This window comes from Rugosimonospora acidiphila, assembly GCF_039543385.1.
GTDB lineage: Bacteria > Actinomycetota > Actinomycetes > Mycobacteriales > Micromonosporaceae > Rugosimonospora > Rugosimonospora acidiphila.
Genome location: NZ_BAABJQ010000044.1, coordinates 26,854 through 51,473 on the forward strand (window position 1 = coordinate 26,854; position 24,620 = coordinate 51,473).

Below are 24,620 nucleotides of genomic sequence, written 5' to 3' on the forward strand. Positions count from 1 at the left end.
GGGGATAGGGGATACCCGGCGACGGCCGGTTCGGCCGCCGCGTGTTGGTGGAGCTCCTCGCGAGACCTGTCGACTACCGCTGTCGCATCGGTCTGCGGAACCCGCGTTGGGAAAGCAGCCTTCGCAGTGCGCTGCCCATCGACTCGCCCGTCCGGCGCTCCAGGGTGAGCTTCACGACGAGCGCGATGATGAGCAGGATTCCGGTGATCATGGTTACGGTCAATGAACTGCGGCCCGAGATGAGCAGCCCCTGGGACAGGAAGCCCAGGAAGAACACGGCGACGATGACCTCGGCCATCCGGCCCTTGCCGCCGAAGATGTCGACGCCGCCGAGCACCACGCAGGTGATGGCCGGCAGCAGCAGGGTGGTGCCGATGTCGTCGCGGGCGGAGTTGTAGTACGCGGCCAGCACCAGCCCGGCGATGCCCGAGAACAGGCCGCTGAGGCCGAAGGACAGCACCAGCGTGCGGTACGTGCGGATGCCGGCGTAGTCCGAGGCGGACCGGCTGTACCCGATCATCGTCAGCGCGCGACCGAAGCCGGTGCGGGTCACCAGCAGAGCCGTGAGGATGGCCAGCACCAGGAACAGCACCAGAGCTGAGGGGATCGGCCCGACCAGGCCGGTACCGAGGCGCTGGAAGATGTCGCTGAACCCGTACGGCGGCGACTCACCGCCGATCGAGGTCGCCAGGCTGGTCGCGATGAACTGGGTGGCCAGTGTGACCAGCAGCGAGTCGATGCCCAGCAGGGACACCACGAGCCCGTTGAACAGCCCGAACCCGACCCCGGTGGCGAGCGCGATCACGATCGCGAGCCCCATGCCCGTACCGTGCTTGAGTTCGGTACCCACCACGATGGCGGACAGGCTCGCCGTGGCGCCGGCCGACAGGTCGATGTTGCCGGTCAGGATGACCACACCCGCGCCCAGGGCCAGGATTCCGATCGGCACGAACTGTTCGGTGAGGATCAGGATGCCGTTGCCGTGCCCGGCGAACTGCCGCGTGGTCAGGCTGAAATACACCAGCTCGGCGATCAGCGCGACGCCCAGGGTCAGGCCCCAGGTCGGCAGCCGGAACCGCCGGGGCAGCGCGATGTTCGTCATGAGGACCTCCGCAGCCGAAGCCGTCCCAGTCGGAATGTGTTGTTCTGCCGCCGGGCCTTACCGTCGGCGAGCACCGCGATGAGGATCGCCGCGCCGACACCGGCCGGCTGCCAGATCGCCGGAATGCCGGCGAACACCATGGCGGTCAGCGTGAGGGAGAGGAACACGCTGCCGGCGATGGCGCCGATCGCGCTGCCCCGCCCGCCGGTGAGCGCGGTCCCGCCGATCAGCGCGGCGGCGATGGCGTTGAGGTTGGAGTTGTTGTCGGTGCCGGTGGTGGCGACCGCCGAGCCGGTGCGCATCAGGTAGACCACCCCGGCGAGGCCGGCGAACAGCCCGCAGATCACGTAGCAGGCGAAGATGACCTGGTTGGTGCGGATGCCCGACCGGTACGCCGCCTCCAGGTCGTTCCCGGTGGCGTACACCGCCCGCCCGAAGCGGGTGTGGCGCAGCACCAGGGCGGTCACGATGACGGCCGCGACTCCGATCAGCAGGATGGTCGGGATGCCCCAGACGATCGTCTCGCTGCCCAGGTCGGTGTACTGGGTGGGTACGTGGTCGACCTGGTCCCCGCCGGTGACCACGAATTGCAGGCCACCGTAGACGCTCAGGGTGCCCAGGGTGGCGATGATGGGTGGTAGCCGCAGCACCGCCACGAGTACCGCGTTGCCCAGGCCCAGCACCAGACCGACCACGGCGCCGAGCAGCACCGCGGGCAGCAGCGTCATGCCGTGGTCCTGCGCGCGGAACCCGACGATGACGGCGGACAGCCCCATGATGGGCGCGATCGACAGGTCAACGCCCCGGCTGAGCAGGACGAACGTCTCGCCCAGCGCGAGGAACGTGATGACCATCGAGTCGGCCAGGATGAACGAGATGTTCCGGGAGGTCCAGAAGTACGAATGGTGGGCGACGCTGGCTAGCACGATCACCACCATGACGGCCAGTAGCAGCAGTTCGCGGCGCAAAAACACCGCGGACCACGACCTGCGGTACACCGTCGGTTCGGCGGGCTGTCGTAGCCTCGCTTCGGTTGTTTGGGTGCTCACGCCCCCACCTCGCTCCGCTCGTTGGGCTCATAGCGGCCTTGATCTGTCTGCCAGCGCGTCATTGCGCACCTACCGCCAGGTGGCCGAGGTTCTCCAGGGTGATGTCGTCGCCGGTCACCTCGCCGACGACCCGGCCCTCATATACCGCGTACACCCGGTCGCACAGGCGCACGAGCTCCTCCAACTCGGAGGAGATGACGAGGGCGGCCAGGCCGTTCCGGGTCAGCGACTCGATGATCTCGTAGATGCCTTCCTTGGCGCCGACGTCGACGCCCCGGGTCGGCTCGTCGAAGATCGCCACCTTCGGGGCCGCCGCGACCCACCGGGCCAGCAGCGCGCGCTGCTGGTTTCCGCCCGACAGCGCCTTGATGGGAAGCTCCATCGAGGCGGCGCGCACGTCCATCTGCTGGGCGGCCTGCTGGGCGACGAGCTGCTCCTGACGCGGACGCAGGAACGTGCCGATCCACTTCGGCAGCCGGCCGATCGTCGCGGCGGTCACGTTGCGGGCGATGTCCACGTCCGCGAAGACGCCGTTGCGTCCCCGGTCCTCGGCGAGGTAGACCAGCCCGGCGTCGATGCAGCCGCGCGGCGAACGGGCGGTGATGTCGCGCTCGCCGAGCTTGACCCGGCCTGCGGTCGGGCTGCGCAGTCCGAACACCGCCTCGGCGAACTCGGTGCGACCGCTGCCCACGAGGCCCGCCAGGCCGACGATCTCGCCGGAGCGTACCTGCAACGTGAACCCGTTGACCTCCGGCGGGCAGGACAGCGCCTGGACGTCCAGGGCGACCTCGCCCGGCGTCTCGGCGTGCTGCGCGCGCTGGGTGACCGCGAGCGAGCGGCCGACCATCGCGCCGACCAGCTCCTGGCGGGTCAGCTCGCCGCGCTCCGCCTCGGCGACGACGCCGCCGTCGCGCAGCACGGTGATCCGGTCGCTGACCTCGTCCACCTCGTCCAGCCGGTGGCTGATGAAGCCGAGCGCCAGATCCTGCTCCCGCAGGTCGTTCATCAGCTCGAAGAGACGCTCCGAGTCGTGAGCGGTCAGCGGCGAGGTGGGTTCGTCGAAGAAGATGACCCGGCAGTCGTGTGCCAGCGCGCGGGCGCACTCGACGAGTTGCTGCTGCGCGATCGACAGCCGCCCGGCCGCCATCCGCGGATTGACCTTCAGCCCGACCCGGGAGAAGACCGCGTCCGCGCTCGCGTACACCTTGCGCCAGTCGACGTTGACCAGCAGCCTGCCCTTCGGCAGCGCGCCGACATAGAGGTTTTCGGCAACCGACAGGTCGGGCATGAGCCGTGGTTCCTGCGGTACGAGGTAGATGCCCCGCGACTGTGCCTCGCGGGGTGTCAGGCCTCGCTGTGGCACGCCACCCAACGACAGGCTTCCCCCGTCGGGGGAGTAGACGCCGGCCATCACCTTCAGCAGCGTGGACTTGCCCGCGCCGTTCTCCCCGACGAGGGTGTGAATCTCGCCGGCGTGGAACTGCACGCTTACGGACTTGAGGACTTCGACGCCGGAGAATTTCTTCGAAATATCGACCGCGTCGTAGCGCAGGCCGGAGCCTTTCGGCTCGTGCGCTTCGTCCGTCGAGTTCACCCGCACGGACCACACACCTCCCTGGATTGGGTCGGGTACGGGTCACCCGTGGTGCCGACCGCGACAGTCAACGGCTTCACATCAAATAAACAACTGTGTATGTGCTCGTTAACAATCACGGCCGTCACCTATCCCGAACTTGGCTGGAACTAGGGGACTTTGTTGGGGGTACTGCTCCGGCGCACAACCAGCTCCGGCATGACGACGCTGCACTCGGCGGCGTCGCCCGTTGATTCGATTTGTCCGATGAGCAGCCGCACACAGCGCCTGCCCACCTCACTGAAGTCCTGCCGCACAGTGGTCAACGGCGGGGTGAAGTATGCGGCCTCGGGGATGTCGTCGAAGCCCACGACGCAGACCTCGTCCGGAACGGCCCGCCCGAACTCGTGCAGCGCGCGCAGCAGGCCGAGGGCCATGTGGTCGTTGCCGGCGAACACGGCGGTGACCTCTGGCAGGCGGGCGAGCACCCGCCCCGCCTCGTACCCGGAGCGGGCGCTCCAGTCGCCGGTCAGCGGTGGCGGCACGTCGACTTTGGCCTCGTCCAGCGCCCGCATCCAGCCCTCGACGCGGCCCTTGGACTCCGACCAGTTGGCCGGGCCGGCCACGTGCCAGACGGTGCCCCGTCCGGCGGCCAGTAGATGCTCGGTGGCCCGCTGCGCCCCGTCCGCCTGGTCCACGGTCACGGAGGCGATCCCGGACTCGGGATGCGCGTTGACCACGACGGTGGGGATGTCGGTCGGCAGGTCGGCCAGGGCCTCGCTGGCCGAGGAGAGCGGCGCGATGACCACCACGCCCTCCACGCCGGCGGTGGCGAGCCGCTCCACCGCCTCCAGGACGGACAGCCGATCGATGGAGGCCAGGCCGACGGTGTTGACCCGGTAGTCGGCGTGCCGCGCGGCGTCGTCCACGCCGTGCATGGTCGCCGCCGGCCCGTACAGCGTGCTGTCCAGACCGATCACGCCGATGGTGCGCGAGTGACCGGTCACGAGCGTGCGAGCGGCGCTGTTCGGCCGGTACCCGAGCTCCTGCATGGACCACAGCACCCGGGAACGCGTGCTCTGCCGGACATTCGGATGGTCGTTGAGCACGCGGGAGACGGTCTGGTGCGAGACGCCGGCGAGCCGTGCGACGTCCATCATGGACGGACGATGTGCACGGGCGGCCACCACCGGATCCGAACCGGGGGTTGACCGCTCCTCGCCTCGCGGAGCACGACGGCTATCCACGCGACACTCCCATCCGACGTTCCACCGAAGAGTGTGAGCGTTAACAATGCGGTAACCATAAGGACGGGCCCCGAGACCGTCAAGACCCGACATGAAACCGTGATTCTCCATGCATGAGTGCATGCGCAACCGTCCGTGCGTTCAACATGGGGGCGGGCGACGGCCCGGACACACCGGCCCCCTGGTGTTTTGCCTGATGGGTTGGCGCACCGGCGTGCGTGGCACGCCAGCGGGCTTGGTCGGGCCGGGACGGGTGCGACCGCTTCGTGCCAATTTCCTTGTGGCGCAAGCGTTTCGCGCTGTGGAACACGCGTGGATGCTTTGCTCGCGCTTACCCCGAGGCAGCGGTTTTCGCCTGATCTGTTGGGTTCGGCTCAGCGGGGAACGCGTGGGGGCGCGGGGCCAGCGGCGCGGCAAGCCATGGAGGATCCTCAGCTGGTGGTGGCTTTTCCCGCGGCGGGGCAGAGGCCGGCAGGGCTCGGCGCGATCCCCAGCAGGCGAACGGGCCCCCTGCGCGCGTGAGGCTCGTCGCGCGCTCGGCCACGGCAGGCGCGCCGGGGCCCGCCGCGCCCACGCGACAGCGCGCGCACACCCTCGTGGGCGTGCACGGCTGGACGGTGCGGGCTATGTCCGACCCCAGACGTCGAGGCGAAATCTGAACGAAGACGGAGCTCGAACGTCAAGGCGGCGCCCGAACGTGAAGACAGAGCCCGAACGTCAAGCCGGAGCCTGAACGTCAAGCCGGAGCCTGAACGTCAAGGCGGCGCCCGAACGTGAAGACAGAGCCCGAACGTCAAGCCGGAGCCTGAACGTCAAGGCCGAATCTCGAACGTCGAGCCGGAGTCCGATCGCACCGCGGAGCCACGTCGCGGGCCAGTCGCGCGGTCTGTGCGACCGCACGAGGGTGCCCGCGGGTGCGGAGGTACGTGGGGGTGGGGAAGGTGCTTCACGGGTGCGAGAGGCGCTTTACGGGGCGTGCGAAGGTGCCTGCGAACGTGGAGGGGCACAAACGTGCGCCGGCACGAGGCCGGCGCACGCCTGCTCGCGCCGGGCGGTCGACCGGGTTACGGCCCGACCGCCCGGCGCGGGCGATTCAGCTACCGATGCCCGCGGGGCCGGCCTGCTGGGCGGCCGAGGTGCCGCTGCCCTGCCGGCTCTTCACCTGGGCCAGCACCGAGGAGTCGCGGCCGGCGGAGGCCGCCGGGGCGACCGACTTGGCGGCGGCGTTGGGCGTGAGCGCCCGGGCGCTGGGCGTGACCGAACCGGACGCGGCGGGCGCGCACTGGTCGGTCGCCTCGCCGCGGATGCGGCTGCTCGACCCGACCGGCGCCGTGGCGTTGCCGGTGCAGCTCAGGTTGTCGCGGATAACGTTGTCGCTGACGTACACCGGCGCCGCGTTGTTGGTCAGCGCGAGGCCGGAGGCGAACACGTCGAACCCGCAGCCGGTCAGCGGCGCCGAGGCGCCGACCTGCACCAGGCTGCCATCGGCGGCGGTGCTGCCGTCGATGGTGGTGTTGCCGTCGATCTCGGACGTGCAGACCACGCTGCCGGTCTGCGCGCCGCTGATGCCCACGGTGCCCTCGATGACGCTGTTGTACACGTCGGTGAGGACATCGCCGCTGGTGGTCAGGTTCTTGGACATGCGGGCCGACTCGAGGTAGGTCTCGCCCTGGGTCGAGTTCACGCTGACCATCGACGAGCCGATGCTGTAGAAGAAGCCCGAGCTGGTCGCGGTCACGTTCCCGCCCAACGTGCTGTTCTGGGCGTAGCCGCCGAAGGCGGTGTTGAGCTTGACCGCACCGGTGACCGTGCTGTGCTCGATGTCGACGAAGCCGTTGTCCTGCACGGCCAGCGTGCCGTTCAGCGTCGAGTCGGTGAGCAGCAGGTTGCCGCCCCCGCGTACGGTCGTGGCGCCGTTGATGGTCACGTTGGTCAGGTCACACGACTTGTTCGCGGGCACGAACAGGTCGTTGGGGACCGTGACGTCCGAGGCGGTGCCCGTGCACGACGTGGTCAACGCGGCCGATGCCGGCATTGCGATGGCCACCGCGCCGGCGGCCGCCGCGGCGAGCGCGGTCGCGAGGATTGCAGAACGTCGGTAACGCATAGGTCTGGCGTTCCCTTCTGTTGAGGCACGTCCCCGGCGCCACTGGGGCGCCGGGGGCGATTACCGCGGTGCGGACTGAGCTCGGTACGAGAGTTACGTTAATCCGTTGGGGGGAAACGAGGGAAGCTCGCGGCGGATTACGCCGCGAGGTTCGACCGACCGGCGGAGGACAGTACGGCCTCCCGTTCCTGGCGGGTGAGCAGTCCGTTGCTGTACCAGTCGGACGAGACCTGGTCCACGGCGCGCAGAAGGTCACCCTTGTCGGCGAACGGGGCCTGGTCCCAGACCGTGTCGAGGAAGGTCCGGCCGTCGGTGCCGACGTGGTTGGTTACGCCGCTGTTCACGGCGCCGAACACCACCTGGGGCTCCACGCGGTGGAAGTAAACATGGTACGGGTTGGTGTCGTCGATGTAGAACGGCTGAAGGGTCAGACCGTTCGTCGTGAACGTCATCGGCGTCGAGGTCGGCTGGATCGCCTTGCTCAGGTCGCGGCTCAGCGTGTAGTCCTGGTACATCGTCAGGTTCTGGTAGCTGGTCGCGGAGCTCTTGATGACCAGCGGGACCGGGCCGAAGGCGATGGTCTGGGTCTGCGGCTGGTCGAGAGCACGCTCGATGCGCAGCGAGAACGGCGCGGCGACCTGGATGGTGTCACCGTCGGCCCACTGCCGGCTCAGCGTGACGTAGTCGCCAGCGGTCGCGGTGACCTTTTGCGCCTTTCCATTGATCTTTACGCTGAAGCCCTTTTCCACCCAGTACGGGACCCGCAGCTTGATGTCCAGCTGCCCGCTGCCGTTCACGGTCAGCGTGCTGGTGCCGGCCGGGTCGGTCGGGTAGTCCGTCGCCAGGCTGATGCTGAAGCCCCGGTCGGCCCAGTCCAGAGTGGACGGGATGTACAGGTTGACGTAGAGCGCAGACTCGTCCACCGAGGTGAAGTAGATGGAGTCCTGGAACTTGGCGTGCGACTCCAGGCCGGTGCCACCGCAGCAGGTGCCCAGGTTGCCGTAGCTACGCCGGGTGCCGGGGTTGACCGGGACGAAGTAGGTCAGGTTCGGGTTGGTGTCGCTGCTGATGTTCTCCCGCGAGGCAAGGATCTGCCCGTACAGGCCCCGCTCGTAGTACTGCATGTACTTCGGGTTGCCGGTGTGGAAGAACAGGCTGCGGCTCAGCTTGAGCATGTTGTACACGCAGCAGCTTTCCGCGTTCGACGTCTGGATGGTGGACGCGATGACGTCCCGGGCACCGAAGATCTCACCGGAGCCGGCCATCCCACCGTCGACGTAGATGCGGTGCGGCACCACCATGTCCCAGAAGTTGGACGCCGCGGTGAAGTAGTCGGCGATCCCGGTCTGCTCGAAGATCTCCAGGTATCCCTCGTACTGCGGGATGTGCTGGTTGGCGTGCTCGCCGTTGATGGTGTCCTGGTTGGCGATGGCCGCGTCCAGCAGGTACGTGTTGTCGAAGGCGCGCGCCGTGGTCAGGTAGTTCTCGTTGCCGGTCATCGCGTAGAGGTCGGCCATCACCACCGGCATCGCGTTGTACTCGCCGGCGATGTAGATCTTCCACATCTTGTCCAGCTGGGTACGCGGCAGATTCCCGAGCCGGCTGTACGCCCAGTCCGCCATGCCCAGCACGATGGTCAGGGCCTGCTCGTTGCCGGCGTGCTGGTACGCGTCGAGGAGACCCCGCATGATCATGTGGCAGGTGTACCAGGGTGCCCAGATCGTCGGGTACGTCGCGAACTGCTCCAGCAGGATGTACTGCTGCTCCGGGTACGCGGCCAGGTAGCCGGCGTGGCTCGGGCCGGGCGCACCGGTCGACGGGTTGGTGATCGCACCGTCCTTGCCGTTGCCGGACGAGTCCGGCGTGGTGTTCCCGGACGCCTCGTCGAACGTGTACCGGGCGACGTTGCCGCCGCCCAGCCCGCCGTCGGCGGAGGTGGTCAGGGCCTGCACCTCGGCGGCGCTCAACGCCCGGTTGTAGATCTGGAACTCGTCCAGCGAGGCGCTCAGCAGCGGGTCGCCGAAGGCCGACTTGCCGAGCCAGTTGTTGGTGGTCGAGCCGAGGCTCGACGGGGTCAGCGTCATGTTGGCGTTGGTCGCCACCGCAACCCCGTTGATGTACATGGTGGCGGTGGTGCCCGACAGCGTCACCGCGATGTGGCTCCACTGCTTGGAGGACAGCCGCGTGGTGCTGTTGAGCTGCTGCTCGCCGCCGCTGCCGCCGGTGGTGATGGAGAACCGGGGGCCCGAGCCGGCGCTGACGGTCAGGAACATGTACCGCGTGGTGCCGGTGCCGAAGTCGAAGATGCGCGACCAGGTGCTGACCGTCGCCGGGTTCACCCAGGTGGAGATGGTGAAGTCGGTCAGGCCGGAGACGATGCCGGTCGGCAGCGACACGAACTGGCCCTGGCCGTTGAGCTGCAGGGCCTGTCCGAACTTGCCGGCGACCCGGGAGACCGGCGGCGCGGGCGGGGCCGGCTGACCGACCGTGGCGTTCAGCGCGTCCTGGCACTGCCCGAGGGCGGTAACGAAGTAGTCGACCCGGTCCTTGAACGCGGTGTCGCCGGTGTGCGCGTAGGCCAGCGCCATGGCGCTGAGGAAGTGGCCGCCGTAGTGGCCACGCAGGTTGCCGTCGAAGGTCTCCCAGCCGCCCGGCGCCTGCGCGCCCAGGGTGTCCAGTCCAGCGTTCGCGCGATATACCGCGAGCATGCGGTCAATCGGGTACTGGAGCAGGAAGTTGAGGACGCGGTCCCGGTTGGCGGTGAACAGGCTGGGTGACAGAGTCACCTGCGTGTTGTCGAATGGTCTGATGGTCCAACTGGACGGCGTGGGGATCGTCGTGCCGGTGGGGGCCCCGGTGGCGCCGGTACCGTCCGCCGTCGCGTCCGCGGCCTGCGCGGCCGTGGCGAACGAGGTCGATCCAATTGCGGCCGTACCGACGGAAGCTAGTGCGCCTAACCGCAGGGCATCCCTTCGGGACAGGTTTGACATGTGCGGTCTCCTCCTTGGTTCGCGACAGACACAGGGGTCGTCGAGGTCAAAAGCCCGGGGTGTGGCGGGCGGGGGGCGGTGTTTGCGGTGCAAGGGCCACGCAGGAGAAGGTTTCGATGATTGGACATGCGTTGCAGATCGACGTCGGCACTCCGCCTGTCCGAAATACCGAACGCCATCCGATATTGGTTGCACGGTAGAACCATCGAGAAATGCTTGTCAACGTTTAGCGTGTCGAAGGGTTCACTCGCCGTCGTCGCTCTCTGTGCCGGGACTCCTTGTTCGGCAACGTGACCTGCGAAGATGTGGAGCGTTGACAGGCGGCCGTCGATGGGCGAGCCTATCTCCACCGTGAACAACGATGTGTCCGAGATTTCGAACAGCGTAACCGGCGGGGGTCGCGTCCGGCCCGCGCCCGCTCGGGTGCCGATTCGCTTCTATGCGCCGGCCGGCGCTGTTGGCCATCATGTAAGGGAGTTATGCCGGCTCGCGGCGCTCGCGTCTACGGACGCGGGTAGGGACCTGGGTGGCATCCTTCAGTCCGTTGTACCAACGGTCGCGGATCGGCTTCGCGTACCGTGCATGCGCGCCGCGCGCGGGTCAGTTCTGCCAATCACGGCAGCACGTTCAGGAGGGGATCTGGCGCAGTGTCCAAGAGTTCGGGGGACCGGTTGCGCCGTAGCCCGTGGACCGCGTGGACGGACTGACCGCCGTGCGTGCGTTCGTGGTCTCCCGGCCCGGCCGGTACGGCGTCGTCGAGCTACCCGATCCGCGCCCCGGACCCGGCGAGGTGCTGATCGCACCGGCGGCGGTCGGGATCTGCGGATCGGATCTGGAGTTGGTGGCCGGCCAGCGACCGGCGGACTTCGCTTGCTATCCGATCGTGCCCGGCCACGAGTGGTCGGGTCACGTGGTGGAACTCGGCCCGGAGGTGCGCGACCTCGAGGTGGGTCAACCGGTGGTGGCGCAGGGCGTGCGCGCCTGCGAGCGCTGCGACCGGTGCCGCGAGGGCCGGTCCAACCTGTGCGCCGGCGCGTACGCGGAGACCGGGTTCACCCACCCCGGCGCGCTGGCCCAGCGGCTGACCGTGCCGGTGGCGCTGGTGCACACCCTGCCCGCCGAGCGGGACATCGAGTCCGCCGCGCTGATCGAGCCGGCCGCGTGCGTCGCGAGCGGGTTGTTGGAGATTGGCATGCCGGCGGCTGGTTCCCGCATCGCGGTGGTGGGCGACGGCCCGCTCGGCCTGCTCGCCCTGCTGCTGCTGCGGCTGGCCACACCGGCGGAGCTGGTGATGCTGGGCCATCGTCCGGACCGGGTGGGCTACGCCGAGGCGTGCGGTGCGACGGCGGTACTGGTCAATGCCGACGGTACGGAGCCGGAACTGCGCGCCCGCTTCGATCTGGTGGTCGAGGTGACCAACTCGGCGCCGGGCGCGGCGACCGCGCTGGCGCTGGCCCGGCGCGGCGGAACCGTGCTGCTGCTGGGCATCTCGGGATCGGGCCGGCCGGCGCTCGATCCGGATGTGATCAGCCTGGGTCAGCTGCGGGTGCAGGGCGCCTTCGCGGCGTCGCCGGCCGCGTGGCGGTTCGTGGTCGCGCTGTACGCCGCCGGGCAGTTCGACCCCGCCGCGCTGATCAGCCACCGGTTCGACCTCGACGAGACACCCGCGGCGCTGGCGGCGCTCGGCGACCGCGGGGTCAAGGCGCTCAAGGTGCTCATCCGGCCGAACTGACCGCCAGCCGCTCCAGCCCGATCGCGTCAGAGCTACCGGAGTAGCCCAGCCGGTGGGACAGGGTCAGCGCGCCGGCGCGCACCAGCGACGTCCACTCCTTCTCCCGTTCCGGGCTCCACCGGATGATGGGCACCGAGATGCTGATCGCGGCCACCACCGCTCCACTGTGGTCGGCCACGGGTGCGCCCACGCACCGCACGGCGTCGTTGGATTCGCAGTTGTCGTACGACACCCCCTGCGCGCGCACCTCGGACAGCACGGCGCGCAGCCGGGCCGGCGAGGTGACGCTGTTGGGTGTCATGGCCGGCAGCGTCTGCCCCGGCGGGTACCGCGCCTCCAGCGCCTCCGTGGACAGCGCGGCGAGCAGTACCTTCCCCACCGCCGTGCAGTGCGCCGGCAGCCGCCGGCCGACCGCGGAGACCATCCGCACCGGATGGGTGGAGTCCACCTTGGCCACATAGACCACGTGTGCGCCGTCGAGTACCGCTATGTGCACCGTCTCGTCGCAGGCCCCGGCGACCTCGGCGGCCACCTGCTGCGCCTCGCGGGCCAGGTCGAGCTGCTCGGCGAACCGGTTGCCCAACTGGAAGAGGCGCATGCCGAGCCGGTACCGGATCGGCGAACTCTCGGACGCGATCAGGTAGGAGCGGTCGACCAGCGTGTTGACGAGTTCGTGCACCGTGGTGCGGGGCAGCTTGAGCCGCTCCGCGATCTCGGGCGCGGTGAGCGTGTTCCGATCCAGGAACAGCTCCAGCACATCCAGCGCGCGGGTAACGGCCGGCACCGCTCGGGCCATGACACGGACTCCCTTCGACGGACCGACAGTCTAGCGTGTTATTGACGAGAAACTGCGCTATCGATAACGTCTTTTGTACGGCATACTGAATTGAGTCCGAGATATCGAATAACTCATCAGGGGTGGCGGGGTGCGATGACCGACTCGACAACGAGTGATCTACTCACCGCGCTGGGGCTGCCGGCCTCGGACCAGTATCCGCCCGGCCCGTCACAGCGGCGTTTCCCGGATGGTGCGCAGTACCGGGTAGAAATTCCCAGCGTGGAGGGCCCGGCCTGCCTGGAGGCGGTGCTGGTGGAGTCCGAGCGGTTCGAGGTTCCGGTGACCCGGGTGTCGCAGGGCAGCGGCGTCGGACTGCTGACCGACGGCGAGATAACCGAGATGGTGCGGATGGCGGCGGGCGCCGGCGTCGAGCTGAGCCTGTTCGCCCGGCCGTGCGCCGGCTGGGACGCGTCAGCGATGACCCGGGCGTCCGGGGGCGCCGGCCTGGCCCCGACCACCCGCGGCCAGGATCAGCTGGTCGCCGTGGTGGACGAGATCCGGCGGGCCGCCGACCTCGGCGTGCGCAGCGTGCTGGTCGCCGACATCGGGGTGCTGTCGGTCTTCTCCCAGCTGCGCGCCGCGGGCAGCCTGCCCACTGACATGCAGGCGAAGGTCTCGGTGATGCTGCCGGTGGCCAACGCGGCGGCGGCACAGGTCATCGCCGGGCTCGGCGCGGACACCATCAACCTGCCGACCGACCTGACCCTGTCGCAGACCGCGGCCATCCGGTCGGTGGTCTCGTTGCCGCTGGACATCTACGTGGAGGCGCCGGACAATCTGGGCGGCTTCGTGCGGCACTACGAGCTGCCCCGGCTCATCGAGCTGGTCGCGCCGGTTTACGCGAAGTTCGGCCTGCGCAACGCCCCCGACCTGTACCCGTCCGGTGGGCACCTGGAGCGCACGGCCGTGGAGCTGACCCGGGAACGGGTGCGCCGGGCCCGGCTCGGGCTGGACCTGCTGGCCCGCAGCGGCGCCACGCCCACCTGCTCGGCCCGGTACGCCAAGGGCCTGGCCATCCCGGTCGGTTAGGTCGCCACCTCCTCGGCCCGGCCTACGCGTCGGCCCGGTCGACCTCGTTGCGCCGCTCCCAACCGTCCCGGAACAGGTTGAAGTGCGCCCCGGTGCGTGGGTGCTCGGCGGCCCGCTCGCGGTCCAGCCGCACGCCCAGGCCCGGCTCGGTGGGCAGCGCGAAGCAGCCGTCCTGCTCGACCCGGGGCGCCCCGATCACCACGTCGAACAGCCACGGGTCGGCGAAGTCGTTGAAGTGCTCCAGCACCTTGTAATTGGCGCACGCGATGGCGAAGTGCAGGTTGGCCGCCGTACCGGCCGGCCCGCAGACGTTGTGCGGGGCCATCAGCACCCCGTACGCCTCGGCCCAGCCGGCCAGCTTGCGCAGCGCCGTCAGGCCGCCGAGGTGCGTCAGGTCGGCCTGCACCACGTCCACCACGCCGGACTCGAACAGCTCGCGGAACTCGGGAAGGTCGTGCACCCGTTCGCCGGTCGCGATGGGCAGCGTGGTGCCGGCCCGGACCTGGCGCAGCGCGGCCGGATAGTACGGCGCGACCGGCTCCTCGATCCACTCCGGACGGTACGGCTCGAGCGCACGCGCGGCGGCCACCGCGGTCGCGGCGGTGAACCGGCCGTGCATCTCGATCATGAGTTCGGCGTCCGGGCCGATCCGATCCCGGATCGCGGCCACGATATCGACCGCCTCGCGTAGCTGACCGTGGCTCAGTTCGGCGCTGGCCGCCCCGAACGGGTCGACCTTCAGCCGCCGGTAGCCCCGGGCCAGCACACCCTCGGCCAGTCGCGCGTACGACTCGGGGCTCCGCTCGCCCTGATACCAGCCGTTGGCGTACGCCGGCACCCGCTGCCGGGAAGCGCCGCCGAGCAGCCGCCACACCGGCACCCCGAGCGCCTGGCCCATCAGGTCATAGCAGGCGACGTCGAACATGGCCAGCGCGGTCTGGGTCACCTCGCCGGCCCGCCCGTACTCCTCGATGCGCGCCCGCACGCCCAGCCGCTCCACGTCGAACGGGTCGCTGCCGATCACGTACCGGTGTGCCAGCTCGTTGACGCAGGCCAGCAGGGTGTCCGTCTTGTTGAGCATGCGGGCCTCGCCGAGGCCGCGCAGCCCGTCGTCGGTGATCAGCTCGACGTAGGTCAGCTCGCGCCAGGGAGCCCCGACGACGATGGTGTTGACGTCAACGATCTTCACGGCAGCTCCAGGGTCTCGGCCTCGGGTGTGCTCAGCGTGGCGAACGCCGCGCGCAGGTCCCGGGCGGTCTGGGCGAGGTGGTCGCGCATGGCGGCGGCCGCGCCGGCGGCGTCGCGGGCGCGGATCCGGTCCAGGATGGCGTCGTGCTGCCCGATCACGTCGGCGATGCTGCCGCCGCGGGTCAGGTGACCGCGCAGGCTCTGCAGCCGGCTGGCGTGCAGCGGACCCTCCATCGCCTCGATCAGGAAGTTGAGCAGCTGATTACCGCTGGCCGCGGCCAGGCTCTCGTGGAAGCGGATGTCGGCCGCGTGGATGGCGTCGGGGTCACCGCCCTCGGCCACCTGGCTCATGGCGGCGAGGGCCGACTCGGCGGCGGCGACCTCCGCGCGGCTGGCCCGCTGAGCGGCCAGCGACGCGGTGTGCACCTCCAGCGCCCGGCGCACCTCTAGCAGGTCGAGCAGCTGGCGTGGGTCACGGCGGATGGCCGAGGCGAAGAAGTCGCCGATCGGCCTGGCGTTCGGGTAGGCCACGGTGGGACGGCGACCCCGGTGGATCTCCACCAGCCCGCGCGCCTGCAGACCCTTGATGGCCTCCCGCACGGTCAGCCGGCTCACGCCCAGCTCGGTGCCGAGGTCGGACTCGGAGGGCAGCTCGGCGCCCGGCTCCAGATCGCCGAGCACGAGCTGCTCGATGCGCCGCACGACCTGCTCGGTGACGCTGCCGGAGCCGCGGCCGGCGGGACGGCCACGGGAACCTGTCTGATCGCGGATGGCCGGCTGCTCCGGATTGGCAGTCTGACCCGGGATGGCGGACTGATCAGGGATGGCGGTCTGATCGCGAACGGCGCACTGGTCGCCGGTGCCTGCCATGCTGGCCATCATTCAGGATGCGAGCGATCGACGGCAAGACTTGTCAGCTAACCGAGGCCCTGGTATTGCCTCCACCTTGGACAAGTGCGCCCGCAATTGGGAGATCGCCGCGCCCTACTGTCTGATAAGGCTCAGCCAATTATCTGATAAGTGCTCCCCAACCCCACTGGTGACTGTCACTCCACAGTGGACGACGATGGGATGTGAGCACACCGGCCATGGTCGCCCCTCGTTCCGTATCGGCCGCGACGGATCGGCGGCGATCGAGGTCGCTCGTTCGGTATCTTGAGGTATCGACGGCGTCCGACACCGCTCGTGAGAGGGGGGCGACGCGACATGATCAGCGTGCGCTACATCGTGAACGACGTCGACGCGGCCATCGCGTTCTACCGTGACCTGCTCGGCTTCCGGGTCGACCTGCACCCGGCGCCGGTCTTCGCGATGCTGTCCCGGGGAGAGCTGCGCCTGTTGCTCGCCGCTCCGGGAGGGCAGGGGGGCGGCTCGCAGTCGATGCCGGACGGCCGGAGCCCCGAGCCGGGCGGTTGGAACCGGTTCCAGATCGAGGTCTCCGGGCTGGCCGGTGAGGTCGAGCGGCTCCGGGAGGCCGGGGTGCGGTTGGGCAACGACACCGTGCACGGCATCGGCGGCGACCAGATCCTGCTGGAGGACCCGGCCGGCAACCCGGTCGAGTTGTTCGAGCCCGGCTCCTGAGCCCCTCGCTCCCGAGCCCGCGCCGGTCTGCGGCCCCGCTCCCGGGCCGCGCCCTTGGTCGCCGAGCGTGTCGACGACCATGCAGTCTGTTACGCGCTGGGTCACGCCGTCCGGCACCCGTGCGGCCGGTGCCGGCACGCCGTGCTGCCGGCGCCGTGGCGTCGGGCCCCGGCAGTAGTCCCGGGTAACAGACTTATCAGGGATAAGGTGCAATCTGCATCTACCTGACAAGCCGGGGCAACGAGGGCCGTGTTTGCCGTCTTCCCTGCGAACGGCCTGGGCTCAGGCTGAGATTTCGGTTTCAGTTCTCCGCTCTGCTGGGCAAGTCGCCTCGCGTGTGGCAAGTCTTGAGGCGAGTTGTGGCTAGCGGTGGGAGTTGCGGATGACGGGCCGGTTTCTGGGCAAATTCACGGGGGTGGTCTTCTGCGTCGCCCTGGCCGGGCTGGTGCTCGCCGTGGCCGCGCTGCCGTTCACGCTGGTGGGCGGCCTGTCGGTCAAGACCCTGACCGCAGACTTCGACTCCCTGCCGAGCGACCTGAAGATCGTTCCGCCGCCGCAGACGACCTCGATCTACGCCCGTGACGGCAAGACCCTCATCACCACGTTCTACGACCAGAACCGCAAGAACGTCTCCCTCTCCGACGTGGCACCGGTCATGCGTCAGGCCATGGTGGCCGCCGAGGACACCCGCTTCTACCAGCACGGCGCGATCGACGTGAAGAGCGTGCTGCGCGCCGTGGTCTCCGACGGCAGCAGCGGCCAGATCGAGCAGGGCGCCTCGACGCTGACCATGCAGTACGTGCGCAACGTCCTGAAGACCGACCCCAACCTCACGGCCGATAAGCGCGCCGCGGCCACCGCGGACACCCCCAGCCGCAAGATCCAGGAAGTGCGGTACGGGGTGGCGCTGGAGAAGACGGAGTCCAAGGACCAGATCCTGCAGGGGTACCTGAACATCGCCTACTTCGGCAACGGCGAGTACGGCATCTACGCGGCCAGCGAGGGCTACTTCGGGGTTCCGCCGAGCCAGCTGACCCTGCCGGAGGCGGCGCTCATCGCCGGGCTGGTCCAGTCGCCGGACACCGACAACCCGGTCACCGGCGACAAGGCCGCCGCGCTGTCCCGGCGCACCTACGTGCTCAACTCGATGGCCGGCATGCACGTGATCACGCAGGCGCAGGCCCAGGCGGCCCAGGCCACGCCGCTGACGCTGCACCCCAGCCAGCCGCCGAACAACTGCACCGCGGTGCCGGCGGCGCACAACGACTGGGGCTTCTTCTGCGACTACTTCCGGCAGTGGTGGGACGCCCAGCCGGCGTTCGGCGCCACCGTGCAGGACCGGGAGCGCGCGCTCAACGAGGGCGGGTACACGGTCGTCACCTCCCTGGACCCGAACATCCAGGCATCGGCGCTGCAGCAGTCGCTGTCCGTCTACGGGTACGACAACGAGAAGGCGCTGCCCATCGCGGTGGTGCAGCCCGGCACCGGGCAGGTGCTGTCGATGGCGGTCAACCGGCACTACAGCCTCGCGTCCAACCCGGCGGGGCAGGAGTACCCGAACACGGTCAGCCAGCTGATCGCCGGGGGTAACGGGATCAACGGGTACCAGGCCGGCTCCACCTTCAAGCTGTTCACCATGCTGGCCGCGCTGCAGTCGGGCCTGCCGCTGTCCACCAGCTTCAACTCGCCGTCGCCACTGGTCACCCGGTTCCCGGCGAGCGGACCGGGCAGCTGTGGCGGCTTTTGGTGCCCGGTCAACGACAACCCGTCCTTCATGAACGGTGTGCGCACCATGTGGGACGGGTACGGCCGGTCGGTGAACACGTACTTCGTGCAGCTGGAGGAGCAGATCGGTCCGGAGAAGGCGGTGGCCATGGCGCAGCAGCTGGGCATCACCTTCCGGGCCCCGAGCGACGCCCAGCTCGCCACCAACGACCCGAGCGACTGGGGATCGTTCACCCTCGGCGTCGCCGACACCACGCCACTCGATCTGGCCAACGCGTACGCGACGGTGGCCAACAACGGCAGCTACTGCAAGCCGACCCCGGTCGTGTCCATCACCGACTCCAACGGCAAGAAGCTGACCACCGGCGCGCCGAGCTGCCAGCAGGTCATCGACCCGGACATCGCGCACGCCGCCACCGACGCGGCCCGCTGCCCGGTCGGCCAGCAGTCCTTCTTCAACATGTGCAACGGCGGCACCGCCACGAACGTGGGCAGCATCTTCGGTGACCGGCCGGTGGCCGGCAAGACCGGAAGTTCGGACAACAACACCACCGAGACGTTCGTCGGCTTCACCCCGCAGCTCGCGGCGGCCGGCATCGCGGCGGACCCGACCAACGCGAACGACTCGGTGGGCTCGGCGGTCGAGTCGGCGGTGGCCGCGGCGGTGGCGCACACCATGATGACCGGCCTGAACGGCCAGCCCGTCAAGGACTTCACGCCCCCGCCCGAGTCGCTCGCCTTCGGCACGGCCGGCCCGCCGGCCACCAACAACCCGCCGGCCACGTCCCAGAAGGCGACCCCCGGCGACGCCGGCGACCAGGGCGATCAGGCGACCCCGCCGCAGCCGGGCCGGCACGGGTCAGGAGGACGTCGAGGCGGGCTCGGCCAGTGAGTCATCGTCCGTAGGGGTGGCGGTGGCGCCGGCGTCGGCGACGCGCAGCATCCGGTGACCGGTCGCGAGCACCGGCCTTGGGCTGGCGGGAGCGGGGTGGGCGTCGGTCATCGCACCTCTCCGGAGGTTGGCGACGTCTGACCCAGATCGACGAGTCGATCGAGGGCGGGGATCGCGGCGGTGATCGATTCGACATCCCCGGCGGGCAACTGGGCGAGCAGCTCGGCCAGCCGCCGTGCCCGTTCGGCCCGGCGGTGTCGCAGCACCGCCGAGCCCCGCTCGGTCAGCCACACCCGTACCACCCGGGCGTCGGCCGGGTCGCCGCGCCGCTCGGCGTAGCCATCCCGAGCCAGGCGGGTGACCAGCTGGGTCATGGCCGGCTGGGTGACGCCCTCCCGGACCGCGAGATCGGACAGCCGGGACGGCCCGTCGCGCTCCAGGGTTCGCATGGTGGACGCGGTGGTCAGGCTGATGTCCGGCGGGCTCAGCCGCCGGATCAGGGACAGCAGGCGCTCCAGGTGGGCGGCCAGGGCCACGGAGTCGAGCTCGGCCGGGTCCGGCTCGAGCCTTGACGTCGGGTCCCGAGGATCAACCGTCATGAGCATCAGTTTTATCACATGCTTATGAAAGTTGCTTATGGTTTCGACGATAATCGATTAATCGGCACGCCCGGGGGTTGGGTGCACGGGAAACGGGACGGGTGAGGTGATGCCTCGTCCCGTCCCGCTCGCGGTGATCTTGACTTGGATCGGGTGGTCGGTCCGCCCTACCGGTTGCGCATCCGGTACGTCTCGGCGGCCGCGTCGAGCCGGCGCCGGGCGCGGGTACCGGGGCCGATGGCGCGCTTCGTCCGGCGGTACAGGTAGACGGTGCCACCGACGATCAGCGCGCCGACGATCACGTAGAACAGCAGGCCCAAGAGCGCGTGGAACAGCCAGATCGCCAGCATCCCGGCCAGCACCAGGCCAACCACTGGCAGTAGCAGCCACGCCAGCAACTTAGCGGCGTTCATCGAACTTCTCCCGTCTCGGCGGAATGCACCCCCGCCCCGCCTTCCAATCTGACACAGTCGCGCCAGCCGGGCATCAGGGATGACCCTCAATCCACTGTGATGTCGCGCCGCCGACCCGGCCTGGGCTCAGGGGATCTTGAACGAGGGGCCGGCGGGGTCCGACCGGTTCCCGCCGCTGGGCCGCCCTATCCTGACGCCGTGACGGACTCCAACCAGCGGCAGGCGCGCTCCTTCGGTACGGCGGCCGAGAGCTACGACCGGTACCGGCCCACGTACGCGCCCGAGGCGATCGTCTGGGCGTTGGGCGAGCGCCCGCTGCGCGTGGCCGATCTCGGCGCCGGGACGGGGATCCTGAGCCGGGTCCTGCGCGGCCTCGGTCACGAGGTGGTCGCCGTGGAGCCCGACGACCAGATGCGCACCCGCCTGGCGGCGGTCAGCCCGGACATCACGGCCCTGGCCGGCGCGGCCGAGCGGATCCCGCTGCCCGACCGCTCGGTGGACGCGGTGGTGGCGGGGCAGGCGTACCACTGGTTCGACGTCGACCGCGCCCACCCGGAGATCGCCCGGGTACTGCGGCCGGGCGGGGCGTTCGCCGTCATGCGCAACGAGGCCGACCCGGCCACGCCGTGGACGGTCCGCTTCGCCGAGATCATCGATGGGCCCGGGGGAGACGCCCGCCCGGCCCCCGACTTCGGGGCGCGCTTCGGCCCGGTGGAACACGCCGAACGTCGCCACGAGATCCGGATGACGCCGGATGATCTCCTGGCGGTGGCCACCACCCGGTCGCCGTACCTGGTCGCCGACGAGCCGAGGCGGCGGGAACTGCTCGACGCCGTGCGCCGGCTGATCGCCGAGGCCGGGCTCGGCGACGGCCCATTCGCCATGCCGTACGTGACCCAGGTGTACCGCGCGACGGTGGAGTGACCGGAGGGCCCGCCGAAACCCGCGCCCGCGGGCGGGGTGTCCTAGAGTCGGGCGGTGCCCTCACTCGCCAGCCCGGCCGTGCCGGCCGGCTCGATGGCGGCGCTGACCCAGCCGGAGATATCCGCGGACGGCGTGGCTCTCCGGCCGTGGCTGCCGTCGGACCGCCCGGTCGTCGTGGCGGCGTACGCCGACCCCGCGATTCAGCGCTGGCACTGCCGATCCATGACCGACGACGAGGCCGGCGAGTGGATCGCGTCCTGGCCGGGACGATGGCGCGGGGAAACCGGGGCCGGGTGGGCGGTACTGCGCGCCGGCAGCGTCGCGGGGCAGATCAGCCTACGCCGGATCACCCTCGCCGAAGGGTTGGCCGAGGTGTCGTACTGGGTGCTGCCGGGCGAGCGCGGGGGCCGGATCGCGCCCCGGGCCCTGTCCGCACTGACCGCGTGGTCCTTCCGGACGCTGGGCCTGCACCGGATCGAGCTGAACCACTCGACGGCCAACCCGGCGTCCTGCCGGGTCGCCGGGCACGCCGGGTTCGCCGCCGAGGGTACGAAGCGCGGCGAGGCCCTGCACGCCGACGGCTGGCACGACATGCACTTGCACGCCCGCCTCGCCGGTGACCCCTGACCGCGTGCCCGCCCCTCCGGTGCCCGAGCCCGGTTTCGGCCGGGCCTCGGCACTGGGATCGCTGCGCTAAGGTATCCCCGTGATCAGGCGCATGAACGGTTGGTGGCCCGCCACGTAGGCGGCCCCTTCGTCATGCATCCAGACGGCCGCCCCGCGAGGCGGCCGTTGTCGTGTCCACAGCGCGGCGGGCTCCCGGGGCCCGACGCGGAAGGACACCTCGATGAACCAGACCCCGGCCCCCGCGGCGCCGGTCGCCCCCGCCGTGCCCGGGCAACCCGCCGTCTCCGGGCCGCCCACCGTCCCAGGGCCGCCCGCCGTCCCAGGGCAGCCCGCCGTCCCAGGGCAGCCCGGCGCTCCTGACGAACCGGGTGTGCCGGGCGAGCCCCAAGCCCGCGCGTCCCGCGACGCGCGCGAGGCCGAGCCGTCATGGAGCGCGCTGCTGGCGCGGCTGCTCTCCGGGTGCGAGCTGAGCGCCGCCTCGGCCGCCTGGGCGATGGGACAGGTGGTCCGGGGCGAGGCGTCGCCGGCGCGGCTGGCCGCCTTCCTGACGGCGCTGCGCGCCAAGGGCGAGACGGCGGCCGAGATCGACGGCTTCGTCGGGGCGCTGCTCGCCGCCGCGACCCCGGTCAGGATTCCGGGGCCCACTCTCGACATCGCCGGTACCGGCGGGGACGGGACCAACGCGGTCAACATCTCCACGATGGCCGCCATCGTGGCCGCCGCGACCGGCGCCAGGGTGGTCAAGCACGGCGGCCGTGCGGCGTCCTCGACCACGGCCGGCTCGGCCGACCTCGTCGAGTGCCTCGGGGTGCCGCTGGACCTGTCCCCGGAGCGGCTCGCCGCGGTCGCGGTCGAGGCGGGCATCACGTTCCTGTTCGCGGCGCAGGTGCACCCCGGCATGCGCCACGCCGGTCCGGTCCGGCGCGAGCTCGGCGTACCCACCGTCTTCAACGTGCTCGGGCCGCTGATCAACCCGGCGGATCCGACGCACCGGCTGGTCGGCGTGGCCGACCCCCGCCTCCTGCCGGTCATCGCCGAGGTGCTCGCCGCGCGCGGGGCGCGCGGGCTCGTGGTCCGGGGCGACGACGGCCTCGACAAGCTCAGCACCGCCACCACGTCAAGGGTGTGGCGGGTGAGCGGCGGCCGCGCCGTCCCCGATGCCGTCGACCCGCGTGCCCTGGGCATCCCGAGACCGGCCAGCGGCGCGCTGCGCGGGGGAGACGCGCAGGCGAACGCGCGGACGGTGCACGCGCTGGTGCGCGGCGAGCCCGGGCCGGTGCGCGACGCCGTGCTGCTCAACGCGGCCGGTGCGCTGGTGGCCGCCGCGCCCGCGGAGGCGACCCTGGTCGAGCAGCTTCGGGCGGCGTGGGACCGGTGCGCGGAGGCGATCGACTCCGGTGCCGCCTCCCAGACGCTGGCCCGCTGGGTCACGGTGGCGTCGGCTCCGGCGCCAGGTGGCACCGGGGAGCGCGGCCTCGGTCGGTTCGCGAGGTAGGTCAGCCCCTCGATCGACGGCGCTGAGCAGGTAAGACGCGTTCCCGACAGGTTGACGCTTGCCATGGCGCCAAGTATGCGCCATGATGGCGTCATGGATTTGACGCCCTACATCGAACGGGTCCGACAGGGGCTGCTGGCGGCGGCCGACGCCATCGGGGAGGAGGGGCGCGCCCTCGCGGAGCGCCTCGTCGTCCCGCTGGACTCGGAGGCGCGGCTGGCCCTGCTCGGCGCGCTTTCCGAGGCCGCGGACGAGATCACCGGCGAGATGGCGCCGGGCTCGGTCGACCTGCGCCTGAGGGGGCTTGACCCCAGCTTCGTGGTCACCGTGCCGCCGGCCGACCCTTGGTCGGAGCCATCCGGCGCCAACATGGCGCCAGTGGTGCCAGCGACGCAGACTCCCGGTCCCGAGGACGAGGGGGCGACCGCCCGGATCAACTTCCGACCCCCGGAGCAGCTCAAGGCCCGGATCGAGGAGGCCGCCGCCCGGGAGGGGCTGTCGGTCAACGCCTGGCTGGTGCGCGCCGTCGGCGAGGTACTCGACGCCTCCGGGCCACGAGACAAGCAGCGCCGGCCGTCCGGCGGCCGGTCATTCACCGGTTGGGTTCGCTGACCGTCATCCCGTCACCCAGTCGCCCCGTCACCAAGGAGGATCGCCATGCCCACCTACGCCACGCCCGCCCCGATCACCGCCGTGATCGAACTTGTCGCCGGTGACGTCCGGATCATCGCCAGCGATCGCGCCGACACCGTGGTCACGGTGCGCCCGCACGATGAGTCGAAGGAGTTTGATGTCAAGACCGCGGCGACGACCCGGGTCGATTACGCCGACGGGAAGCTGCTGGTCAAGTCCCCCAAGCCGCTGCAGGTGTACCTCACCAGCAAGTCCACGGCCGTCGACGTGACGGTCGAGCTGCCGACCGGTTCGCACCTGCGGGGCACCACCGCGCAGGGCGACCTGATCTGCGAGGGCCGCCTCGGCGATTGCACGTTCCGAACCTACGACGGCGACATCGTCGTGCATGAGGCCCACCACGTGCGGCTGACCACCGTCAACGGCCGGATCACGGCCGACCGGATCACCGGTGACGCGCGCGTCACCGGCTCGGGGGAGGTGCGGCTCACCGAGATCGGCGGTGCCGCGCACGTGAAGAACCTCAACGGGCCCAGTTGGATCGGGCAGGCCGCCGGCGACATTCATGTGAACTCGGCCCACGGCGACATCATCGTCGACCGCCCCGGCCAGCGGATCGTCGCGCGAACCGCCAGCGGCAGCGTCCGCCTCTACGAGCTGACCCACGGCGAGGCGGTCCTGCAGACCGCCTCCGGTGAGGTCGAGATCGGCATCCGCCAGGGCAGCGCGGCATGGCTGGACGTCAGGTCGTCGAACGGCCAGGTGCACAACGAACTCGACACGACCGCCGGGCCGGAGCGGACCGAGGAGACCGTGCAGGTCCGCGCCCGCACCCTGGACGGCGACATCCTCATCCGCCGCGCCGCCTGACCGAGC

The 24,620-nt window shown here is 70.4% G+C and carries 20 protein-coding genes; 9 read left to right on the forward strand and 11 right to left on the reverse strand.

What is annotated here, in order from left to right:
* Window positions 1–73 precede the first annotated feature (73 nt).
* The 6 genes from ABEA87_RS39220 to ABEA87_RS39245 all read right to left on the reverse strand — a co-directional run bounded on the left by ABEA87_RS39220 (window position 74) and on the right by ABEA87_RS39245 (window position 10,068).
* Complete coding sequence (locus tag ABEA87_RS39220; protein ID WP_345638563.1) at window positions 74–1,102, reverse strand: ABC transporter permease; 1,029 nt, start codon at window positions 1,100–1,102, stop codon at window positions 74–76.
* Window positions 1,099–2,151: an ABC transporter permease gene (locus ABEA87_RS39225; RefSeq protein ID WP_345638564.1), complete on the reverse strand. Its 1,053-nt coding sequence runs from the start codon at window positions 2,149–2,151 to the stop codon at window positions 1,099–1,101. The genes ABEA87_RS39220 and ABEA87_RS39225 overlap by 4 nt, the downstream gene beginning before the upstream one ends.
* A 58-nt stretch (window positions 2,152–2,209) precedes the next feature.
* On the reverse strand, window positions 2,210–3,751 hold the full coding sequence (locus ABEA87_RS39230) for a sugar ABC transporter ATP-binding protein (protein ID WP_345638566.1): 1,542 nt from the start codon (window positions 3,749–3,751) through the stop codon (window positions 2,210–2,212).
* A gap of 143 nt (window positions 3,752–3,894) precedes the next feature.
* Window positions 3,895–4,884 (reverse strand): LacI family DNA-binding transcriptional regulator, encoded by a 990-nt coding sequence (locus tag ABEA87_RS39235; protein ID WP_345638569.1) that lies wholly within the window; start codon window positions 4,882–4,884, stop codon window positions 3,895–3,897.
* Between the two features lie 1,180 nt (window positions 4,885–6,064).
* The gene (locus tag ABEA87_RS39240) at window positions 6,065–7,078 is read right to left on the reverse strand and encodes a hypothetical protein (RefSeq protein WP_345638571.1); all 1,014 of its coding nucleotides are present in this window, start codon (window positions 7,076–7,078) and stop codon (window positions 6,065–6,067) included.
* Between the two features lie 137 nt (window positions 7,079–7,215).
* Window positions 7,216–10,068: a beta-L-arabinofuranosidase domain-containing protein gene (locus tag ABEA87_RS39245; RefSeq protein ID WP_345638573.1), complete on the reverse strand. Its 2,853-nt coding sequence runs from the start codon at window positions 10,066–10,068 to the stop codon at window positions 7,216–7,218.
* A gap of 694 nt (window positions 10,069–10,762) precedes the next feature.
* On the opposite strand from ABEA87_RS39245, the gene ABEA87_RS39250 reads away from it, so the two are divergent.
* Complete coding sequence (locus ABEA87_RS39250) at window positions 10,763–11,800, forward strand: zinc-dependent alcohol dehydrogenase (protein ID WP_345638574.1); 1,038 nt, start codon at window positions 10,763–10,765, stop codon at window positions 11,798–11,800.
* On the opposite strand, the gene ABEA87_RS39255 is transcribed toward ABEA87_RS39250, so the two are convergent.
* The gene (locus tag ABEA87_RS39255; protein ID WP_345638576.1) at window positions 11,784–12,596 is read right to left on the reverse strand and encodes an IclR family transcriptional regulator; all 813 of its coding nucleotides are present in this window, start codon (window positions 12,594–12,596) and stop codon (window positions 11,784–11,786) included. The genes ABEA87_RS39250 and ABEA87_RS39255 overlap by 17 nt on opposite strands.
* Window positions 12,597–12,731: 135 nt before the next feature.
* Here ABEA87_RS39255 and ABEA87_RS39260 point away from each other — a divergent pair, with 135 nt between their 5' ends.
* Window positions 12,732–13,667, forward strand: a complete 936-nt coding sequence (locus ABEA87_RS39260; protein ID WP_345638578.1) for a U32 family peptidase — start codon at window positions 12,732–12,734, stop codon at window positions 13,665–13,667.
* Window positions 13,668–13,689: 22 nt separating this feature from the next.
* Here ABEA87_RS39260 and ABEA87_RS39265 read toward each other — a convergent pair whose 3' ends face one another.
* Both ABEA87_RS39265 and ABEA87_RS39270 read right to left on the reverse strand, forming a co-directional pair.
* On the reverse strand, window positions 13,690–14,856 hold the full coding sequence (locus ABEA87_RS39265) for a mandelate racemase/muconate lactonizing enzyme family protein (protein WP_345638580.1): 1,167 nt from the start codon (window positions 14,854–14,856) through the stop codon (window positions 13,690–13,692).
* A complete protein-coding gene (locus tag ABEA87_RS39270) occupies window positions 14,853–15,725 on the reverse strand; it encodes a FadR/GntR family transcriptional regulator (RefSeq protein ID WP_345638582.1) in 873 nt (290 codons plus the stop codon). The genes ABEA87_RS39265 and ABEA87_RS39270 overlap by 4 nt, the downstream gene beginning before the upstream one ends.
* 336 nt (window positions 15,726–16,061) lie before the next feature.
* Between ABEA87_RS39270 and ABEA87_RS39275 the strand changes: the two genes are divergently transcribed.
* Together ABEA87_RS39275 and ABEA87_RS39280 are read left to right on the forward strand one after the other, a co-directional pair.
* Window positions 16,062–16,436: a VOC family protein gene (locus ABEA87_RS39275; RefSeq protein WP_345638584.1), complete on the forward strand. Its 375-nt coding sequence runs from the start codon at window positions 16,062–16,064 to the stop codon at window positions 16,434–16,436.
* Window positions 16,437–16,818: 382 nt separating this feature from the next.
* The gene (locus ABEA87_RS39280) at window positions 16,819–19,053 is read left to right on the forward strand and encodes a transglycosylase domain-containing protein (protein WP_345638586.1); all 2,235 of its coding nucleotides are present in this window, start codon (window positions 16,819–16,821) and stop codon (window positions 19,051–19,053) included.
* 107 nt (window positions 19,054–19,160) lie between these two features.
* On the opposite strand, the gene ABEA87_RS39285 is transcribed toward ABEA87_RS39280, so the two are convergent.
* Both ABEA87_RS39285 and ABEA87_RS39290 read right to left on the reverse strand, forming a co-directional pair.
* The gene (locus ABEA87_RS39285; protein WP_345638588.1) at window positions 19,161–19,652 is read right to left on the reverse strand and encodes a MarR family winged helix-turn-helix transcriptional regulator; all 492 of its coding nucleotides are present in this window, start codon (window positions 19,650–19,652) and stop codon (window positions 19,161–19,163) included.
* Between the two features lie 167 nt (window positions 19,653–19,819).
* Entirely contained in the window at window positions 19,820–20,065 is a 246-nt protein-coding gene (locus ABEA87_RS39290; protein ID WP_345638590.1) for a hypothetical protein, read from the reverse strand.
* A 198-nt stretch (window positions 20,066–20,263) separates the two neighbouring features.
* Here ABEA87_RS39290 and ABEA87_RS39295 point away from each other — a divergent pair, with 198 nt between their 5' ends.
* From ABEA87_RS39295 to ABEA87_RS39315, 5 genes are all read left to right on the forward strand, one after another.
* Window positions 20,264–20,989, forward strand: coding sequence for a class I SAM-dependent methyltransferase (locus tag ABEA87_RS39295; RefSeq protein WP_345638592.1), 726 nt, complete (start codon window positions 20,264–20,266; stop codon window positions 20,987–20,989).
* A 54-nt stretch (window positions 20,990–21,043) separates the two neighbouring features.
* Window positions 21,044–21,616 (forward strand): GNAT family N-acetyltransferase, encoded by a 573-nt coding sequence (locus ABEA87_RS39300; RefSeq protein ID WP_345638594.1) that lies wholly within the window; start codon window positions 21,044–21,046, stop codon window positions 21,614–21,616.
* A 220-nt stretch (window positions 21,617–21,836) separates the two neighbouring features.
* A complete protein-coding gene (trpD, locus tag ABEA87_RS39305; protein ID WP_345638596.1) occupies window positions 21,837–23,111 on the forward strand; it encodes an anthranilate phosphoribosyltransferase in 1,275 nt (424 codons plus the stop codon).
* Window positions 23,112–23,204: 93 nt separating this feature from the next.
* Window positions 23,205–23,723: a toxin-antitoxin system HicB family antitoxin gene (locus tag ABEA87_RS39310; protein ID WP_345638598.1), complete on the forward strand. Its 519-nt coding sequence runs from the start codon at window positions 23,205–23,207 to the stop codon at window positions 23,721–23,723.
* A gap of 45 nt (window positions 23,724–23,768) precedes the next feature.
* Window positions 23,769–24,614, forward strand: coding sequence for a DUF4097 family beta strand repeat-containing protein (locus ABEA87_RS39315; protein ID WP_345638600.1), 846 nt, complete (start codon window positions 23,769–23,771; stop codon window positions 24,612–24,614).
* Window positions 24,615–24,620 lie beyond the last annotated feature (6 nt).